The sequence below is a fragment of the Microbacterium sp. CFH 31415 genome (genome assembly GCF_022538185.1).
Classification (GTDB): Bacteria; Actinomycetota; Actinomycetes; order Actinomycetales; family Microbacteriaceae; genus Microbacterium.
This window is the reverse complement of record NZ_JAKYXC010000002.1, coordinates 1-17,596: the sequence shown is the minus strand read 5'-3', so window position 1 is coordinate 17,596 and position 17,596 is coordinate 1. Positions and strand designations below refer to the sequence as shown.

13 protein-coding genes are annotated in these 17,596 nt (G+C 70.0%); 5 read left to right on the top strand and 8 right to left on the bottom strand.

The window, feature by feature from the left end:
- The first annotated feature begins 153 nt into the window (after positions 1-153).
- A complete protein-coding gene (locus MK786_RS00970; RefSeq protein ID WP_241110402.1) occupies positions 154-1,317 on the top strand; it encodes a glutamate--cysteine ligase in 1,164 nt (387 codons plus the stop codon).
- A gap of 13 nt (positions 1,318-1,330) precedes the next feature.
- Here the strand turns inward: MK786_RS00970 and MK786_RS00965 are convergent, their stop codons facing one another.
- The 4 genes from MK786_RS00965 to MK786_RS00950 all read right to left on the bottom strand — a co-directional run bounded on the left by MK786_RS00965 (position 1,331) and on the right by MK786_RS00950 (position 6,886).
- Complete coding sequence (locus MK786_RS00965; protein ID WP_241110401.1) at positions 1,331-3,034, bottom strand: glycosyltransferase; 1,704 nt, start codon at positions 3,032-3,034, stop codon at positions 1,331-1,333.
- Positions 3,031-4,191 carry a hypothetical protein gene (locus MK786_RS00960; RefSeq protein WP_241110400.1) on the bottom strand — a complete coding sequence of 387 codons (1,161 nt, stop codon included), beginning with the start codon at positions 4,189-4,191 and terminating at the stop codon, positions 3,031-3,033. The genes MK786_RS00965 and MK786_RS00960 overlap by 4 nt, the downstream gene beginning before the upstream one ends.
- Before the next feature lie 98 nt (positions 4,192-4,289).
- Complete coding sequence (gene ffh, locus MK786_RS00955; protein WP_241110399.1) at positions 4,290-5,846, bottom strand: signal recognition particle protein; 1,557 nt, start codon at positions 5,844-5,846, stop codon at positions 4,290-4,292.
- 50 nt (positions 5,847-5,896) lie between these two features.
- Positions 5,897-6,886 carry a TetR family transcriptional regulator gene (locus tag MK786_RS00950; RefSeq protein ID WP_241110398.1) on the bottom strand — a complete coding sequence of 330 codons (990 nt, stop codon included), beginning with the start codon at positions 6,884-6,886 and terminating at the stop codon, positions 5,897-5,899.
- A gap of 86 nt (positions 6,887-6,972) precedes the next feature.
- Here MK786_RS00950 and lipB point away from each other — a divergent pair, with 86 nt between their 5' ends.
- Both lipB and lipA read left to right on the top strand, forming a co-directional pair.
- Positions 6,973-7,614 carry a lipoyl(octanoyl) transferase LipB gene (lipB, locus tag MK786_RS00945; protein ID WP_241110397.1) on the top strand — a complete coding sequence of 214 codons (642 nt, stop codon included), beginning with the start codon at positions 6,973-6,975 and terminating at the stop codon, positions 7,612-7,614.
- Positions 7,611-8,636 (top strand): lipoyl synthase, encoded by a 1,026-nt coding sequence (lipA, locus tag MK786_RS00940; protein ID WP_241110396.1) that lies wholly within the window; start codon positions 7,611-7,613, stop codon positions 8,634-8,636. The genes lipB and lipA overlap by 4 nt, the downstream gene beginning before the upstream one ends.
- 11 nt (positions 8,637-8,647) lie before the next feature.
- Here lipA and MK786_RS00935 read toward each other — a convergent pair whose 3' ends face one another.
- The 3 genes from MK786_RS00935 to ftsY all read right to left on the bottom strand — a co-directional run bounded on the left by MK786_RS00935 (position 8,648) and on the right by ftsY (position 10,546).
- Positions 8,648-9,079 (bottom strand): MSMEG_6728 family protein, encoded by a 432-nt coding sequence (locus tag MK786_RS00935; protein ID WP_241110395.1) that lies wholly within the window; start codon positions 9,077-9,079, stop codon positions 8,648-8,650.
- Positions 9,080-9,083: 4 nt separating this feature from the next.
- Positions 9,084-9,584 carry a DUF2004 domain-containing protein gene (locus MK786_RS00930; protein ID WP_241110394.1) on the bottom strand — a complete coding sequence of 167 codons (501 nt, stop codon included), beginning with the start codon at positions 9,582-9,584 and terminating at the stop codon, positions 9,084-9,086.
- 89 nt (positions 9,585-9,673) lie between these two features.
- On the bottom strand, positions 9,674-10,546 hold the full coding sequence (ftsY, locus tag MK786_RS00925) for a signal recognition particle-docking protein FtsY (protein WP_191766791.1): 873 nt from the start codon (positions 10,544-10,546) through the stop codon (positions 9,674-9,676).
- A 54-nt stretch (positions 10,547-10,600) separates the two neighbouring features.
- Here ftsY and MK786_RS00920 point away from each other — a divergent pair, with 54 nt between their 5' ends.
- Entirely contained in the window at positions 10,601-13,216 is a 2,616-nt protein-coding gene (locus tag MK786_RS00920) for a DUF4062 domain-containing protein (RefSeq protein ID WP_241110393.1), read from the top strand.
- A 6-nt stretch (positions 13,217-13,222) separates the two neighbouring features.
- Here MK786_RS00920 and smc read toward each other — a convergent pair whose 3' ends face one another.
- Positions 13,223-16,762: a chromosome segregation protein SMC gene (smc, locus tag MK786_RS00915; RefSeq protein ID WP_241110392.1), complete on the bottom strand. Its 3,540-nt coding sequence runs from the start codon at positions 16,760-16,762 to the stop codon at positions 13,223-13,225.
- 497 nt (positions 16,763-17,259) lie between these two features.
- Here smc and MK786_RS00910 point away from each other — a divergent pair, with 497 nt between their 5' ends.
- On the top strand, positions 17,260-17,514 hold the full coding sequence (locus MK786_RS00910; RefSeq protein ID WP_241110391.1) for a hypothetical protein: 255 nt from the start codon (positions 17,260-17,262) through the stop codon (positions 17,512-17,514).
- Positions 17,515-17,596 lie beyond the last annotated feature (82 nt).

Sequence of the window (17,596 nt, the reverse complement as noted above, 5' to 3'; positions counted from 1 at the left end):
GGGGAGTGGGGTGCACACCCGGCGGAAGCTCTGAAGGGAGGATCTCCGCGCTGGATAGAGGGTCGAGCGGGTGATCCAGCGTTCTATTCTGCCAGATGACATCGCATGCCGCGAACACGCAGTCGGACGGCTCGCGCGTGTCAGACTGTGGAAATGACGGTGCCCTTCGCGACATCCGCCCGCTCGTCCGTCGGCCTGGAGTGGGAACTCATGCTCGCCGACGGCGCGACAGGAGACCTCGCGCCGCGGGCGCCCGAGATCCTGCGCGAACTCGAGGAGAGCTCCGCCCTCGAACGGTATACCGTCACGGGCGAGCTGCTGACCAACACCGTCGAGGTGACCAGCGGCATCGGAGACACCGTGGCCGCGGCCGTCGACGACATCGCCGACGCGATCGCCGCCGTGCGCACGGTGAGTGACCCGCTCGACGTCGAGCTGCTGTGCGCGGGGAGCCATCCTTTCGCCCAGTGGTACGACCAGCAGGTCACCGACAAGACGCGCTACAACAAGCTCATCGAGCGCACCCAGTGGTGGGGGCGCAACATGATGATCTGGGGCATCCACGTGCACGTCGGCGTAGACGACGTCGCGAAGGTGTTCCCGATCATCAACGCCCTCACGGTCTACCTCCCGCACCTGCAGTCGCTGTCGGCCTCGAGCCCGTTCTGGGCCGGAGAGCGCACGGGCTACGCATCCAACCGCTCCCTCGTCTTCCAGCAGCTCCCGACCGCCGGTCTCCCCTGGCCCCTCGACACGTGGAGCCAGTTCGAGGGCTACCTCTACGATCTCGTGGGCACCGGCGTCATGGAGGATGCGACCGAGGTGCGCTGGGACATCCGCCCGGCACCGCGCTGGGGCACGATCGAGGTGCGCGCGTGCGACGGCATGTCGACGCTGCCCGAGCTGGCGGCGCTTGCGGCGTTCATCCAGGTGCTGGTCGAGCACTTCTCCCGCGAGCTCGACGCGGGGCGCGAACTGCTCACGCTGCAGCCGTGGTTCATCCGCGAGAACAAGTGGCGCGCCGCGCGGTACGGCCTCGACGCCCGCGTGATCGTCGACCGAGCAGGCACGCAGGTGCCGGTGACCGAGCACATCCGCGCGAAGCTCGACGAACTGGCCGACATCGCAGTGGAGCTCAAGTGCGTGCGCGAGCTCTCGGGGATCGAGACGATCCTGAGCCAGGGGGCCAGCTACGCCCGTCAGCTCGTCGTGGCCGACGCCGCCGACGGCGACCTGCGCGAGGTCGTCCAGCATCTCATCCGCGAGTTCCGGTCTGGCCCCACGCTGCGAGAGCATCTCTCCGCGCTCGGACACTGACGCGGAGTCGGAATCAGTCCGCGACCGCCCCGCGCACTCCATCCGGCGCCGCCGGCGTGCCCTCCGCCGCGTCGGCGAGGGTGAAGTGCGACATGCCGTGCTCGGTCTTCTGCCAGTAGTGGGGCTTGGTGATCAGCTGCCACAGCGCCTTGTAGGAGGCGATCGAGTGCAGGAGCCAGTACACGGGGTTGAGGATCGCCCACCCGACGAGCCAGAACGCACCGCGCTTGTACGGTCCCATCATGTTCAGGTAGACCATCAGCGCGTTGCCGACGAGGAAGTTCGCCAGACACACCCACAGGATCACCGGCGGGAAGACCGCCGACAGGTCGGCCCAGGGCAGGAAGAACGACGCGATCGTGAGGATCGTGAACGGGATCACCCCGAGAAACGTCAATGGGGTGCCGGCGATGAGCAGCGTGAACGCGGCGAAACGCTGTAGGCCGATCTGGCGGATGAGGGCGAAGGGCTGGCGCGCATGGACGAGCGCCGTCTGCATGTACCCCTTGATCCACCGGCTGCGCTGGCCGATGAAGATCCCGAGGCGCGATGTCGCCTCCTCCATCGTCGTGGAGTCGACGACGCCGACGCGATAGCCGAGAGCGCTCGCCCGGATGCCGAGATCGGCGTCCTCTGTGACGTTGTACGGATCCCATCCGCCGAGCTGCCGCAGCGCCTCCGTGCGGAAATGGTTCGACGTGCCGCCGAGCGGGATCGGGAGATCCCTCACGTCCAGACCTGTGAGCATGTAGTCGAACCAGTAGCTGTACTCGAGTGAGAACATGCGGGTGAGGACGTTCTCGCGCGCGTTGAAGTAGTTGAGGGCGGCCTGCATGACCACGACGGACGGATCGGCGCGAGCGAAGGCGATCACCGTCTTCTTCAGCTGGTCCGGCTCGGGCGCATCCTCCGCGTCGTAGATGACCAGGAAGTCGCCGCGCGCGACGTCGAGGCCGACGTTGCACGCGCGCGGCTTCGTCTGGGGGGAGCCTTTCGGGACGGTCACGACGATGAAGTGGTCGGGCGGATGAGAATCGGCGATCGCGTCCCGCGTCTCGGCGTCCTCCTCCTCCACGAGGATGATCACCTCGAGTTTCGCCGTCGGATAGTCGAGCCGACCGAGGTTCTCGACGAGGCGTCCGACGATGCGCGCCTCGCGGAAGACCGGCACCAGGACCGTGTACACGGGCAGGTCATCGTCTCGCAGTGCTTCGATCTCGTCACGGCGCACGCGGTCCACGAGGTCGTACCGCGAGCCCCGCAGGGCGACGAAGAACTTGAAGAGGGTACTGGCGAGGAACACGACGCTCGCGATGCCGATCAGCGCCATCAGCGTGGCCACGGGCCAGATGACCGCCAGGACGACGAGAGCGAGCAGAAGCATCAGTCCGATGACCTTCTGCGTGCCGGAGAGCACGTGCCGCGCCGAGAGCACCGGATTCGTGCGATAGAGCCCGTCGGCGGCCTGATCGGCGAACTCGGCGCTGAGCCGATCGGTGAGCGCTGCGACGATCGCCGCCTGCGAAGCGGGTCGCTCCCGGATCCGTCCGCCCAGGATGCCCTCGATGCGCGCACGCCGCCGTGGGTTCAGAGCTGTCGCCGTGGCGACCTCGATCTCGGAACCCACACGGCGGAGGGGCAGCCAGCCCTCCGTCGCGTACCTCGTCCGCAGCGCCGGATCGAGCAGACCCGCGTCGACGTCCAGTGACTCGGTCACGACGCACCGCCGATCAGGACGTTCATCCACGCGCTGACGGCGTCGTTGTCGAAGGCCTGCGCCCATCCGATGGCCCACAGCACGACGGACGTGGCACAGACGACCGCTGCCTGCGGGGTCGTCGTCGGTCGCGGCACGACCGCCACCGCCAGCAGGAGCATCAGGAGGTAGTTGATCCCCGCGAGGCCCGGAGGAGTCAGGCCGACGATGTACGCCAGGAGGATCATCGCCGTCATCACCGGGGCGACCAGGCCGACGCCGGGGTATCGCAGCACCAGGGCCGTGAGCACGATGACCGCCGTCGGTGCGAGGTAGAGCAGCCCCGACGGGCTCAGCAGGAGGTCCGCTACAGCGCTCGCGCGGGTGTCGTCCCACATCAGGTCACCCCGGATCATCGCCAGGGGTCCCAGGCGGAAGGCGACGCCGAGGAGCATCAGCGCAGCGAGGAGCGCCAGGGTGGGAAACACCACCACGAGCGCATTGGCCAGACGCGACGCTGCCCGTGACCGGACGATGAACGTCGCCGCGATCGCGGCGACGACGGCGACGAAGAGGCCCGTGGAGTCCGAGAGAGCGGAGCACGCGAACAGCAGGCCCGCACGGAAGCCTGCCTGCGTGTTGGCATATGTCACGAAGCGGACGAGATCGATCATTCCGAGCCCGAAGAATGTCAGGCCGAGAGACGCCTCCAAGCTCGTCGTCACGACGTACGCGAACATCGGGGTCAGGCCGAGCGTGAGGATGAAGACCAGTCGCACGGGGAGCGGGAAATCCTTGCGCTGCATGGACTGGACGATGAGCTGCAGCATCACGCCGCCCACCAGAGCGCCGGCGATGCCCAGTCCGAGTGCCCCGCCGGGGATGAGGACAGCGAGCAGGCTCGTGATGATCGGATAGAGCTCGGCCAGCGCGGCGACATCGGCTGAGCCCCAGGGAAGGCCTGCTACCCGTTCGGCAAGTGCCCCGTTGGCCGTCCCGGACCAGTCGCCTCCTGAGGCGATCGCGAACCACACGGCCAGCGCGATGTACGGCAGCGCGGCTGCGATCCGCACACCCCAGCGCAGCCACGCGTTGCGCGGGTACCGGTCGATGCGGCCCGACTCGCTCTCGAGATACAGGGGCGAGTCCCTCGCGAACACGCTCTCAGCCGTCGTCACCCATCTCCGCCGATCCCCCCAGCTCGTGTCACCGGCGCATCCGCGCCTGACGGGTCCACGTTACCGACCGGAACGCCCTCCGCGCACGCGGCGGGGCCTCACCCCTTGCCGAGGAGCTTCTGCAGCTCGGCCAGGTCGGCCTCGCTCGGCGTGCCCTTCGCATTGCCCAGGCCGAAGCCCGAGCCCGTCGGAGCGGTGGGAGCAGCCGCGAGCCCCGCGTTCTCGGCGGCACGCTTGGCGGGATTGCCGGAGCGCGAGCCCTTGGCCTTCTGCTGCTTCCCGCGCTTGGACGACGCGCCCGGACGGCCGGCGCCGGGGACGGGCCCCATGCCGGGGATGTTCGGCACGCCGCCGCGGGCGACGGTCTTCATCATCTTGGCCGCCTGCTCGAACCGCTGGACGAGCTGGTTCACGTCAGTCACCGTCATGCCGGATCCGCGCGCGATGCGCAGACGGCGGGAGCCGTTGAGGAGCTTGGTGTTACGGCGCTCCGCGGGGGTCATGGAGCGGATGATCGCCTCGGTGCGGTCGATCTCGCGCTCGTCGAAGTTCTCGAGCTGATCCTTCATGGAGCCCATGCCCGGGAGCATCCCGAGCATCTTCTTCATCGAGCCCATCTTGCGCATCTGCTGCATCTGCCCGAGGAAGTCCTCGAGCGTGAACTGCTCGGTCGCGAGCTTCTCGGCCATCTTCATGACCTCTTCCTCATCGAAGGCCTGCTGGGCCTGCTCGATGAGGGTCAGGATGTCGCCGAGGTCGAGGATGCGGCTCGCCATGCGGTCGGGGTGGAACGCCTCGAGGTCGTCGAGACCTTCACCCGTCGACGCGTAGATGATCGGGCGCCCGGTGACCGAGGCCACCGACAGCGCGGCACCGCCTCGCGCATCTCCGTCGAGCTTCGAGAGCACGACGCCGGTGAAGTCGACGCCGTCCTGGAAGGCTTTCGCGGTGTTGACCGCATCCTGTCCGATCATCGCGTCGATGACGAACAGCACCTCGTCGGGATCCGTCGCGGTGCGGATGTCGGCCGCCTGCCTCATGAGCTCCGCATCGACGCCGAGTCGTCCGGCGGTGTCGATGATCACGACATCGTGCTGCTGGCGACGCGCCACCTCGACGCCGTCGCGCGCGACCTTCACCGGGTCGCCGACGCCGTTGCCGGGCTCGGGCGCGTAGATCGCGGCGCCGGCGCGTTCGGCGACCACCTGGAGCTGGTTCACGGCGTTGGGGCGCTGGAGGTCGGCGGCGATGAGAAGCGGTGTGTGGCCGTCCTTCTCGAGCTGGTGCGCGAGCTTGCCCGCGAACGTGGTCTTTCCCGAGCCCTGGAGGCCGGCGAGCATGATGACGGTGGGCGGGTTCTTCGCGAACTGCAGGCGTCGCTGCTGTCCGCCGAGGATCGCGACGAGCTCTTCGTTGACGATCTGCACCACCTGCTGCGCGGGGTTGAGCGCCCGGTTCACCTCGTCGCCGAGGGCGCGCTCGCGTACCTTGGCGGTGAAGTCCTTGACGACGGGCAGCGCCACGTCGGCGTCGAGCAGCGCGCGCCGGATCTCTCGGACGGTGCCGTCGACGTCCGCGGGCGTGAGCTTGCCCTTGGTGCGGAGGTTGCGGAAGGTCTCGGTGAGCCGGTCGGAGAGAGTGCCGAAAGTCGCCATGGTCCCCCGATTCTACGTGAGCGGATGCCGTGTCCCGCCGCGCGTGCGGCTCACTCCGGTCCGAGCTCCTGGAAGAGCGTGAGCTGCAGCTCCGCTGGGCCGCGCAGGCGGGAGTTGAGCGAGCGCCAGGGAGTCTGGCGAGCGGATGCCTCGACCTCGGCGCCGGCGGCCGCGAGGCGGTCTGTCGCACCGGCCGCATCGTCGACCTCGAGCGCGAGCCGGATCCGGTCGCTCGTGACGCCGTCGGTCTCGACCCGGTCGATGAACTCGACCTGCGCCGGATTGGACAGCTCGAGCGTCGCGCGGCCGGCGTCGAGGATCGCCACGCGCGCGCCGCCCTCCGCCTCATATGCCTCCGACTGAGACATGCCCACGACGTCGCGGTAGAAGGCGAGCGCCTCGTCGAAGTCGGCGGCGCGCACGACGACGCGCAGCTGCCGCACCTCCCCCGCCGCCGGCGCCAGCGCGACCGAGCCCGCAGCATCGGCCGCGCGGCTCAGGAAGCGTTCGAGCGAGGTCACGCCGGCACCATCGTGCGCCCAGGCCTCGACCGCGGCGATGACCGCCCCGCCCCAGGCGGCCCCGGCGACCTCGGCATGCAGCCGGTCGGCCCCGCCGCGCGACAGCCGGTCGGCGACGGCGCGGCCGATGCGGGTGCGGCGCAGCGCGCCCTCGCGGTCGAGCTCGCTCTCGAGCCCCATCGCGGTCGCGTTGACGATCGCGAGCGCCAGGCTGTCGGGGGCGAACTCGGAGCCGAGGGCGAGCACGGCGGCCCGGACGTCGGCCGCGGCATCCGCTCCATCGTCCTTCTCGAGCCGCTCCTCGAACGCCGTCAGCCTCTCGTCGAGCCCCGCCCACAGGATGTCGGACTTCGAGGCGAAGTAGTTGAAGAAGCTCGATCGGCTCACGCCCGCGCGCGACGTGATGTCGGCGATGGAGGTCGCCTCGAACCCCTGCTCGAGGAACAACTCGCAGGCCGCTTCGGCGAGTGTCTCCTTCGACGACGCCTTCGGCCTGCCCACGCGTCCCGTGCTGTTCACCCTGGACACGCTAGCGGGAGTGGTGGATCGTCGCAGTGGCGTAATGTTGGACGCGATCCAGAAATCGCCACGAGCGAAGGAGCACGATGCTCGAGATCCAGACGGTGGGCCTCGCCCCCGACTATGTCCCCTACCTCGACGGATGGGCGCTGCAGCGCAGCATCCACGACGAGGTGGTCGCCGGCACCCGGCCCGACACGCTCCTGCTGCTCGAGCACGAAGCGGTCTACACCGCCGGCGCCCGCACGGCCCGGCATGAGCGCCCGACCGACGGCACCCCGGTGATCGACGTCGACCGCGGCGGCAAGATCACGTGGCACGGGCCCGGTCAGCTCGTCGGCTACCCGATCGTGCGGCTCGCCGAGCCCGTCGACGTCGTCGCGCACGTGCGGCGCCTCGAGCAGGTGCTGATCGACGTGCTGCAGATCCACGGGGTCGACGGCTACCGCGTCGAGGGGCGCAGCGGCGTCTGGGTGCGCCGGCCACTCGGCGAGGACAAAGTCGCAGCGATCGGCGTGCGCGTCCAGCAGGGCGTCACGATGCACGGCTTCGCGCTGAACTGCGACAACACCCTCGCCGGGTTCCGCGGCATCATCCCGTGCGGCATCACCGACGCCGGCGTCACCACGCTGAGCGAGATCGTGGGTGCGGATGTCGCGCCGCGCGACGTCATCGACACCGTGGCGCAGGCGTTCCAGGCCGAGTACGCGAGCGAGGTCGCGGCGTGAGCGCATGCGGATCCGGCTCCGCGGCACCGGCCGCCGGGCCTGACGGACGCAAGCTGCTGCGCCTCGAGGTGCGCAACGCGCAGACGCCGATCGAGCGCAAGCCGGAGTGGATCAGGACCAAGGCGAAGATGGGGCCGGAGTACCAGGCGCTCCACGCCCTGGTGAAGACCGAAGAGCTCCACACCGTCTGCCAGGAAGCGGGCTGCCCGAACATCTACGAGTGCTGGGAGGACCGCGAAGCCACCTTCCTCATCGGCGGCTCGCAGTGCACGCGTCGGTGCGACTTCTGCCAGATCGACACCGGCAAGCCCGCCGACTACGACACCGACGAGCCGCGCCGCGTCGCCGAGAGCGTCGTGCGCATGAACCTGCGCTACGCCACGGTCACCGGCGTCGCACGCGACGACCTGGCCGACGGCGGCGCGTGGCTGCACGCCGAGACGGTGCGGCAGATCCACGCGCTGAATCCGAACACGGGCGTCGAGATCCTCGCGACCGACTTCAACGGCGATCCGGCGCTCCTCGCCGAGGTGTTCGAGAGCCGCCCCGAGGTGTTCGCCCACAACGTCGAGACGGTGCCGCGCATCTTCAAGCGCATCCGCCCCGCGTTCCGTTACGAGCGCTCTCTCGGCGTGCTGACGCAGGCGCGCGACACCGGGCTCATCACGAAGTCGAATCTCATCCTCGGTATGGGCGAGGAGCCCGAGGAGGTCGTGCAGGCGCTCCAGGATCTCCACGATGCGGGCACCGACATCATCACGATCACGCAGTACCTCCGCCCCTCGCCGCGGCACCTGCCGGTCGCACGCTGGGTCAGGCCGCAGGAGTTCGTCGAGTTCAAAGAGGAGGCCGAGCGAATGGGCTTCCTGGGGGTGCTCGCCGGTCCCCTCGTGCGCTCGTCGTACCGAGCGGGACGCCTGTGGGCGCAGTCGATGCTGTCGAAGGGGCACGAGATCCCCGCTCACCTCGCGCACATCGCCGAGGACGTCCACGTCGAGCGGGGGTTCGCGCAGGCGGTCTGACCGCCCGCGTGCTACGGCGTCGGCCAGATGTACGGCAGGTCGTCGGGAACGTCGCCGAACCGAGGTCGATAGAACTCGGGGTCCTTGCGCACCAGGTTCGACCGATGCGACAGGTGGAAGGCCTCATCGCCGAGCCACCGCGGCATCTCGATGTCCGACTGCGGCACGCCGTCGACCTCAGGCGCGAACTCGAGCAGCTGCGCGCGGACGCTGTCGGCGCGACCGAGCGCGGTCCAGGCATCCGTCATCGCCAATCCGTACGCGACGAGCGCCGGAAGCCGGCCCGCCCACATCTTCGCCGCGGGATGATGGCGCCAGCCGTAGCCGGGCACAGTGTTCGCGCGGAGCAGCTGGAGGGTCTCGACGCGCTGCTTGCCGAGGCGGGCCGGGTCGAGCGCGGCAGCGGAGTCCCCGAACGAGGGATACGGCAGGAAGGTCTGCACCCGGTCACTCGGCGCTGGTGACCGACAGCACCCCGCCCTCGGAGTCGAGATTCACCAGCAGCACATCGTCGGTCGCGTCGGGGTCGAGCGCGTACTCCAGCACCGCGAACGGATCGGCTCCGCCGTGCTCGTCGGCGAGGATCGTCATGCTCATCAGCTGCAGCGAGCGGATCACGTCGATGTGCGTGTCCCCCGAGATGTCGACGAGGAGGTCTTCGAGATCGTCGCCCAGCGAATCCTGCTGCTCCAGGATGTACTCGGTCACCTCGCTGGTGCGATCGCTCAGCTCGTTCACCATCGAGTTGCGGGCGCTGCGGTCGATGTCCTCGATCGCCGAGATGAGTCCGGCGGCGACGTCGAGCGCGGCCTCGGACACGTCGTCCTGGTCGGGCGCGGTCAGGTCGACCGTCACCGACTGATCTCCCAGTTCGACGCTCTCGGACCAGAAGATCGAACCGTCCGGACCCGACTCGAGGAGTCCGAAGTAGTCGTGCTCGATCGCCATGACCCCATGAAACCAGCCTGCGCGCTCAGGCGGTAGCCCTTACCGCGCGTCGCGCGGATCCGTTACGCGCGCGTCATCCGGCGGCGTTCTCAGTCGACGAGAGATGCCGCGAAAACGTGCGGTGTGAACCCCGTCAGGTCACCGATCCCCTCGCCCTGACCGAGCAGTTTCACGGGGATCCCGGTGCGCTCCTGCACCGCGAGGACGAAGCCGCCCTTGGCCGAGCCGTCGAGCTTCGTGAGCACGAGACCGGTGACACCCGCGTGCTCGAGGAACGCCTGCGCCTGCATCACGCCGTTCTGCCCCGTCGTCGCGTCGAGCACGAGCAGCACCTCGCTGATGGGGGCCTGCTTCTCGATCACGCGCCGGATCTTCGTGAGCTCGTCCATGAGCCCGCCCTTGGTGTGGAGGCGCCCCGCCGTGTCGACCAGGACGATCTCGGTGCCGGTGCGCTTCGCGTAGTCGATGGTCTGGAAGGCGACGGATGCCGGGTCCTGGCCCTCCTGCTGCGGCCGCACGATCTCGGCCCCGCCGCGCTCCGCCCACGTCGCGAGCTGATCGACGGCGGCGGCCCGGAAGGTGTCGGCGGCGCCGACGACGACCGAGCGTCCGTAGCGCTGCAGGAACTTCGCGAACTTGCCGATCGTCGTCGTCTTCCCGACGCCGTTGACGCCGACCACGAGCACGACCGCCGGGCGCTCGGTGAGGCGCAGGGTGGTGTCGAACTTCGCGAAGTGCTCCTCGAGGGTCTCCTTCAGCATGCGCTGGAGGTCCTTCGGATCGGTCGTGCGGAAGCGGTCGACCTTCTCGCGAAGCTCCTCAACGATGCGTTCGGAGATGTCCGGCCCGAAATCGGCGGTGATGAGCGCCGTCTCGAGGTCGTCCCATGTGGTCTCGTCGATCGTGGGTTTGACGAACATCCCGCGCAGTGCGCGACCGAGCGACCAGGAGCTTTCAGCCATGGGGTCCAGCCTATTCATCGCGCGCGGCGTCGGCGTTCACGGCATGATGAGGGGATGTCGCCCGACGAGAGTGCGGTGATCCGCACGCCGGACCAGCGCCTGCGGGTGTTCGTGAGTTCGACCCTGGCCGAACTCGCAGAGGAACGGGCCGCCGTCGCCCGGGCGATCACGTCGCTCGGGCTTGCCCCCGTGATGTTCGAGTTGGGCGCGCGCCCGCATCCGCCTCAGGAGCTCTACCGGGCCTATCTCGCGCAGTCCGACGTGTTCGTCGGGCTGTACTGGGAGAGCTACGGCTGGGTCGGCCCCGGGATGGACATCTCAGGGCTGGAGGACGAGTTCCGGCTGTCCAGCGGGCGCCCGCGGCTGCTCTATCTGAAGGCGCCGGCCCCCGAGCGGCAGCCTCGTCTCGAGGCGATGATCGATGAGATCCGCGCCCAGGGGACCGACGCGTATCGCACGTTCCGCAGCACGCGCGAGCTCGGCAGGCTGGTGCGCGACGACCTCGCCCTGCTGCTCAGCGAGCGTTTCGTCAGCGGTGCGCGAGCGACCGCGGCGCCGCGCCCCGATGCCGCGTCCGACGCGCCCCGGCCGGCGGCTCCGCGCCGAACGCTTCCTGTCCCGGCGACATCACTGGTCGGGCGCGATGACGACGTCGCCGCGATCGTGGCCATGCTGCGGGCGCCCGACGTCCGTCTCGTCACCGTCACCGGACCGGGCGGGATGGGCAAGACCCGCGTGGCCATCGCCGTCGGCGAAGCGCTGACGGACGCGGCCGCGACTCCGGTCCTCTTCGTGCCGCTGGCCGACGCCATGGACGAGGCGGAGGTGCTCCCCCGCATCGCGTCGGCTGCCGACGTCGTCATCGAGGGCACGAGGTCGACCAGGGAGATCCTGATCGATCACTTCTCGACACGGCCGACGCTGCTGATCCTCGACAATCTCGAGCAGGTCACGAGGATCGCGCCCGAACTCGATGCCCTGCTGGCATCCTGCCCCGGCCTGAAGATCGTGGCGACGAGTCGCATCGCACTGCGCCTGCGCGCCGAGCACGAGTACGTGCTCCCGCCGCTCGAGACGGGCAGCGAGCCGGGCGATCGAGTGAGCATCGAGGACGCGCTGCTGCTTCCCGCCGTCCAGCTCTTCCTGGACCGCGCCGACGCCGTCGGGCGGCGCGTCGACTCCTCGCCCCGCAGTATCGGAGCGGTGCTCGCGATCTGCCGGCGGCTGGACGGCCTGCCGCTGGCCATCGAGCTCGCCGCGGCGCGCACGCGACTGCTCGATCCGGTCGCGGTGCTGGCGCGCCTCGAGAAGGTACTCGACGCGCTCGGCAGCGGACCGGTGGACCTGCCCCAGCGTCAGCGCGGGCTGCGCGCGACCGTCGAGTGGAGCGTCGGCCTGCTCGGCGAGGACGAACGGCGACTGCTGGCCCGGCTGTCGGTCTTCGTCGGCGGCTGGACGGTCTCCGCAGCCGCCGCGGTAGCCGGTCTCGATGAGGACGCCGCGCTCGAGCTGCTCGATCTGCTGGTCGGGAACAGCCTGGTCGTGGTGGCCCTCGGTGACGACGAGCCCCGCTTCCGCATGCTCACCGCGGTCCGCGAGTATGCGGCCGAGTTGCTGATCGGTGAGGACCGCGCCGAGGCCGAACGGTGCCACGCACGCTTCTTCGCCGACCTGGCTGAAGGCGACGTCGACGCCGCGGACCGGGCGTCGTGGGGCGAGCGGCTTCACACCGAGGAAGACAATCTCCGCGCGGCGATCCGCTGGTTCTTCGCCCACGACGTCGCCCGGCTGCCGCATCTGTTCCGTTCCCTCTGGCTCTACTGGCAGGTCTTCGACCGGATGTCGGAGGCCCGGCGTCTCGCCGGAGAGCTGCAGCGCGTCGTGCGCCCCGGCGACCTCGACGAGAGAGCCGAGACCGAGCTGCTCTTCACCATCGCCGTCACCTCGACCGAGGTCGGCGATGATCAGGCCGCGCTGGATGCGGTCGACGCGATCGCGCAGCGCATGGCGACGCTCGACGATCCCGAGCTTCGCGATGCGCTTCTGCTCGCCGATTCCTGGGTGCGTCCGCTCCGCGGCGACATCGACGGCGCGCTCGCATCCGCCGAGGCCGCCTATGCCGGCTACGCATCGCGCGAAGATCTCTTCGTCGCCGCCGCCGCGCTGACGATCGGCATGCTCCGCATGGCGGTAGGCGACTATGACAGCGCCCGTCGCTACCTCAGGGAAGTCGACGAGTTCGGCGGCCGGCTCGACATCCAGTGGCTCACGGCTGCCGGTCTCACCCACCTCGCGATCATGGATGTGCGCTCCGACGCGACGGACGCGGCACGTGATCGTCTGCGTCGGCTGCTGAGCCGTCTCGACGACGAGCGCACGGTGACGCTCTCGGCGAGCCTCGTCCTCGCAGCCTTCGGGGATCTCTCTCTGGCCGAGGGGCGAGCCGAACCCGCTGCTATCGCGGTCGGCGCCATCGACGGCCTGCGACGGCGCACCGGCGTCGCGCCGTGGCCGAACTCGCGCGGCCACGAGGAGGATCTCCGACGCCGAGTCCGCGCTGAGTTGACCCCCGCAGAGTGGTCCCGCGCCTACGACACGGGGGCGGCCCTGCGCTTGACCGAGGCCATGGCGATGGTCCGCGACGCCGTCGGCGCGCCCGCCGGAGCGTAGCCCGCGTCAGCTCGCGGCGCGGTCTCCCAGCCGCTGGCCGACGACGGCGGAGACGCCGTCCTGGCGCATCGAGACCCCGTACAGGGCATCGGCGATCTCCATCGTGCGCTTCTGATGCGTGATGACGATCAACTGGCTCGACTCGCGCAACTGCTCGAAGACCCCGAGCAGGCGGCCGAGGTTGGCGTCGTCGAGGGCGGCCTCGACCTCGTCCAGAATGTAGAACGGGCTGGGACGCGCCTTGAAGATCGCGGTCAGCAGCGCGACCGCCGCGAGCGACCGCTCACCGCCCGACAGCAGTGAGAGCCGCTCGATCTTCTTGCCGACCGGGCGCACTGCGACCTCGATCCCCGTCGTCAGCGGGTCGTCCGGGTTGGTCAGCGAGATGCTGCCCGAGCCCCCCGGGAAGAGGATGGGGAACACCTCGCCGAATGCCGTCCTGGTGTCCTCGAACGCCGCGAGGAAGATCACCTGCATCCGCTCGTCGAGCTCCTCGATGATCGTTAGCAGGTCCTTGCGAGTCTGCGTGAGGTCGGCGAGCTGCTCGGTGAGGAACTTGTGGCGCTGCTCGAGCGCGGCGAACTCCTCGAGCGCGAGGGGGTTGACCCGGCCGAGCTGGGTGAGCTTGCGCTCGGCCTCCTGCAGTCGTCGGCGCTGCTGGGCGCGATCGTACGGAACGAATGCTTCGGCCTCGGCGTCTTCGTCGCCATCCGCCGAGGAACCCGCTGGAACCGGCTGGTCCGGACCATATTCCGAAACGAGAATGTCTTCGTCGAGCCCGAGTTCGGAACTCACCCGCTCGAGGAGTCCCGTGACGTGAAGGCGCTTCTCGTGGATCTGCAGCTCGAGGCTGTGGACGGTCTCGGTGAGTCCGGCAAGACGCTCGCGAGCCCCGGCCTCCTGACGACGCAGCTCGCCGAGCTCGGCCGTCAGCGCGGTGCGCTCCGACTCCGCCTGGGCGAGCTCGGACCGCGCCTGCGCGAGGGACCGCTCGACCGAGTCGAGCACCGCGGGCAGCTGGGCTGCGACCCCTGCCGCCGTCTCGCGCTGCGCACGCCGCACGACGGCGCGACGTGCCGCTTCGGCCGCGGCCTCGCGCTCGCGCTCGCGCTGCCGCTCGAGTCCTGCGACCCGGGCCTCGCCAGCGCGTATGCGCTCCTTGAGGGTCTCGACGTCCAGGCGCGCCCGCATCTCGGCGTCGCGCGCCGCCTCGAGCGCGCCGAGCATGCCGTCGCGCGCCGACGCATCGAGGATGGGGCGCGGCGCTTCGAGCGCCGCGGTGAGCTGGTCGCCGGCCGACCGGGCAGACGCCTCCGCGTCCTCCACGGCCGACGCGGCCTGCGCGACGCCTGCCGCGAGGCGATCGCACTCCGCGACCGCGGCCTCGTAGCGCACGGTCGCGCGGTTGACCTGCTCGGTGTGCGCGGCCAGTGCCGCATCGTGCTCGCGCAGGGTCGTCAACGCCGCCTTGGTGCGGTGGCGTGCGGCTTCGAGCGCCCGCGCCGCGTCGGAGAGTGCGTCGCGCAGCGAGTCGGCGACCACGGTGATCTCGTCCCGACGGTCCGCCGCGGCATCCCGCTCCGCGGCCAGTTCAAGTCGCGAGCGGCCCTGCCCCGAGCCGGCGCGCACGGTGTAGTCGGTGACGACCTCACCCGACCTCGTCACCACGGTGACCGGACCGCCCACGTCGGCGGCGGCGATCGCGGGTCCGGCGGCGAGGGCTGCGTCGAGATCGTCGGCGATCACGACGAAGGACAGGATGCCGAGCACGCCGTCGGGTGCGGAGACCACGTCGCGCGCCGGGACGACGCCCGCGATGGAGGGGAACGCGGGCACCAGGGCGCCGGTGTCGGCGATCGCGATGTCGACGGTGCCGAGATCTCCATCGCGCACCAGGCGTGCGGTCTCGACGGCGTGCTCGCGACTGTCGACCAGGATGCCCTCGACGAGCGGGCCGAGCGCCGCGGCGATCGCCGCCTCGTATCCGGCGGTGATCTTCACTGCGTCACCGAGCAGGCCGCGGACTCCGGCGGCGCCGCGTTCGACGATCTCGGCGGCCGCGTTGCGCCGGTCGAGCGCCCTGCCGAGCGCCGACGTCTGGGCGGTGAGCGCCTCCACCTCGCGCTCGGCCGCGTGCAGCCGCTCCCGGAGCGTGCCCACCTCGGACTCGGCCTCGGTCGCCTCACGCTGAGCGCGCTCGTAGGCGGCGGCGTACTCCGCGGCCGAGCCCTCGGGAACCAGATCCGGATCGACGCCCGCCAGGGTCTCCTCAGCCTCGGCCCGCCGGGCCAGAGCCGCGTCCAGCGCGCGCTGTTGCCGCTCCACGGCGGCCCGCACCGCGGCGAGGGCGGACTCAGCGGCCTCGGCCGATCCACGCAGCGCGGTGATGCGCATGTCGTGCTCGGAGACCAGAGCGCTCTGAGCGGAGATGTCTGCGTCGAGCGCGTCGAGCTCGGCGCGGGCGCGCATCACATCGCGGGATGCCTCGGCCGCGGCATCCTGCGCGCCGCCGAGTCCGTCCGCGATCTCCTGGATCTCAGCGCGGGCCTCGTCGATCATGGCCTGCGACACCGTGGTGAGCTCGATGCGATCGTCGTCTTCGGCCTCCCCGAGGAGGGCGAGACGCTGGCCGGCGAGGGCGTACAGGCTGCGCAGTCGCTCCTGCACGCGCTCCAGCCCGTAGGTGACGCGCCGAGCCTGGTCGACGCCCTCCGAGCGCTGCTGCGCCTCGAGAAGCTCGATGCGCGTGCGGGCGTTGTCGAGCTGATCCTGCAGCACGAGGCGCTCGGCGTGGCGCTCGTGCTCGTTCTGGGCGTGGGACGCGAGCTGGGCCCGCAGGGCCACGATCTCGTCGGCGAACAGGCGCGCCTTCGCGTCGCGCACGACGGCGGCGATCGTCGCTGCCTCGCGCGCGATCTCGGCCTGTCGACCGAGGGGCTTGAGCTGCCGGCGGAGCTCGCCGGCGAGGTCGCTGAGGCGCGTGAGGTTCGCCTCCATCGCCTCCAGTTTCCGGATGGTCTTCTCCTTGCGACGCCGGTGCTTGAGGATCCCCGCGGCCTCCTCGATGAAACCCCGGCGATCCTCGGGCGACGCCTGCAGCACGCTGTCGAGGCGACCCTGTCCGACGATGACGTGCATCTCGCGGCCGAGGCCCGAGTCGCTCAGCAGTTCCTGCACGTCGAGCAGCCTGCAGACCTCGCCGTTGATCGCGTACTCGCTGGCCCCGTTGCGGAACAGCGTCCGGCTGATCGTGACTTCGGAATACTCGATCGGCAGCGCGCCGTCGCTGTTGTCGATCGTGAGCTGCACCTCCGCGCGGCCGAGGGGGCCGCGCGTGGCGGTGCCGGCGAAGATGACGTCCTCCATCTTCCCGCCGCGGAGCGTCTTCGCGCCCTGCTCGCCCATGACCCAGGCGAGGGCGTCGACGACGTTCGACTTTCCGGATCCGTTGGGACCGACGATGCACGTCACGCCGGGTTCCAGCGCGAACGTCGTCGGCTGCGCGAACGACTTGAACCCTTTGAGCGTCACGCTCTTCAGGTGCATCTATCGTCCTCCAGCCCGGTCGACTACCGCCCTACGCTACCCGAGGTCCGCACTTTCCCCCTCGAGGCGAGCCGCACACTCCACAGCCGTCGCGACACGCCCGTGGTTCGGCGAATCTGCGAGAACGCTTGACGCCGACCACCGGACCGCGCTAGTGTCACTCTCCGCGTCTAGAAGTCGAGAAAGGAGGTCCCCGAAATGATGCACATGAACACCACCGGAGTCACCACGCCCATCGGCGTTGCGGCTCGTGCCTGCGCGTCGGGGACCCGCTCCTTCGGCGCGACTCAGAACAGCGGCTTCCACACCGCCGGCTGATCCCCGCAGGGGAGAACTCTGCCCTCTCGAGGGCACGATCCTCCTGCGCCGCCCCGATGACCGGGTGCTGAGCGCATCTCCCTGCCGTCAACCCCGTCGTGCTGCGGCATGACATCCCCCGCCCGACCGCGCGTGGTTCCGGGCATCCACCTCCACCCATCCGGAAGAGAACAATCCTCATGAACACCACCTTTGCGCCGCAGCGCCTCTCGGGCGTCCCCGATACGCTGCGGCTTCAGAGCCGCGACACCCGCACACCCTTCGTCGACCGCATCGCCCTCCACCTCGGCCTGCGGCTTCTGATCTGGGGCAGCCGGACTCCGCGGCTGACCGACGACCGCGAGCGTCACGCTCGCGCTCGGCGCGTGAGCACCGCGAACGCCGCGCGTGAACACGCCTACCTCCGCGAGGCCCTCCTCGCGCCACGGCCGTGACGGCCACCGGGTCCGCCGCCCGCACCGGGCGGCGGGCCCCCGCCCGCACGTCCTGAGCCTGCACCGAAAGAGGCGTGATGTA

What these genes read in the sequence shown, in the direction of transcription:
- MK786_RS00970 (WP_241110402.1), top strand. Translation starts at nt 154, where the DNA reads ATGACGGTGCCCTTCGCGACATCCGCCCGCTCGTCCGTCGGCCTGGAG.
- MK786_RS00910 (WP_241110391.1), top strand. Translation starts at nt 17,260, where the DNA reads ATGAACACCACCTTTGCGCCGCAGCGCCTCTCGGGCGTCCCCGATACG.
- smc (WP_241110392.1), bottom strand. Translation starts at nt 16,762, where the DNA reads ATGCACCTGAAGAGCGTGACGCTCAAAGGGTTCAAGTCGTTCGCGCAG.
- MK786_RS00930 (WP_241110394.1), bottom strand. Translation starts at nt 9,584, where the DNA reads ATGGCGATCGAGCACGACTACTTCGGACTCCTCGAGTCGGGTCCGGAC.
- ffh (WP_241110399.1), bottom strand. Translation starts at nt 5,846, where the DNA reads ATGGCGACTTTCGGCACTCTCTCCGACCGGCTCACCGAGACCTTCCGC.
- MK786_RS00920 (WP_241110393.1), top strand. Translation starts at nt 10,601, where the DNA reads ATGTCGCCCGACGAGAGTGCGGTGATCCGCACGCCGGACCAGCGCCTG.
- lipB (WP_241110397.1), top strand. Translation starts at nt 6,973, where the DNA reads ATGCTCGAGATCCAGACGGTGGGCCTCGCCCCCGACTATGTCCCCTAC.
- ftsY (WP_191766791.1), bottom strand. Translation starts at nt 10,546, where the DNA reads ATGGCTGAAAGCTCCTGGTCGCTCGGTCGCGCACTGCGCGGGATGTTC.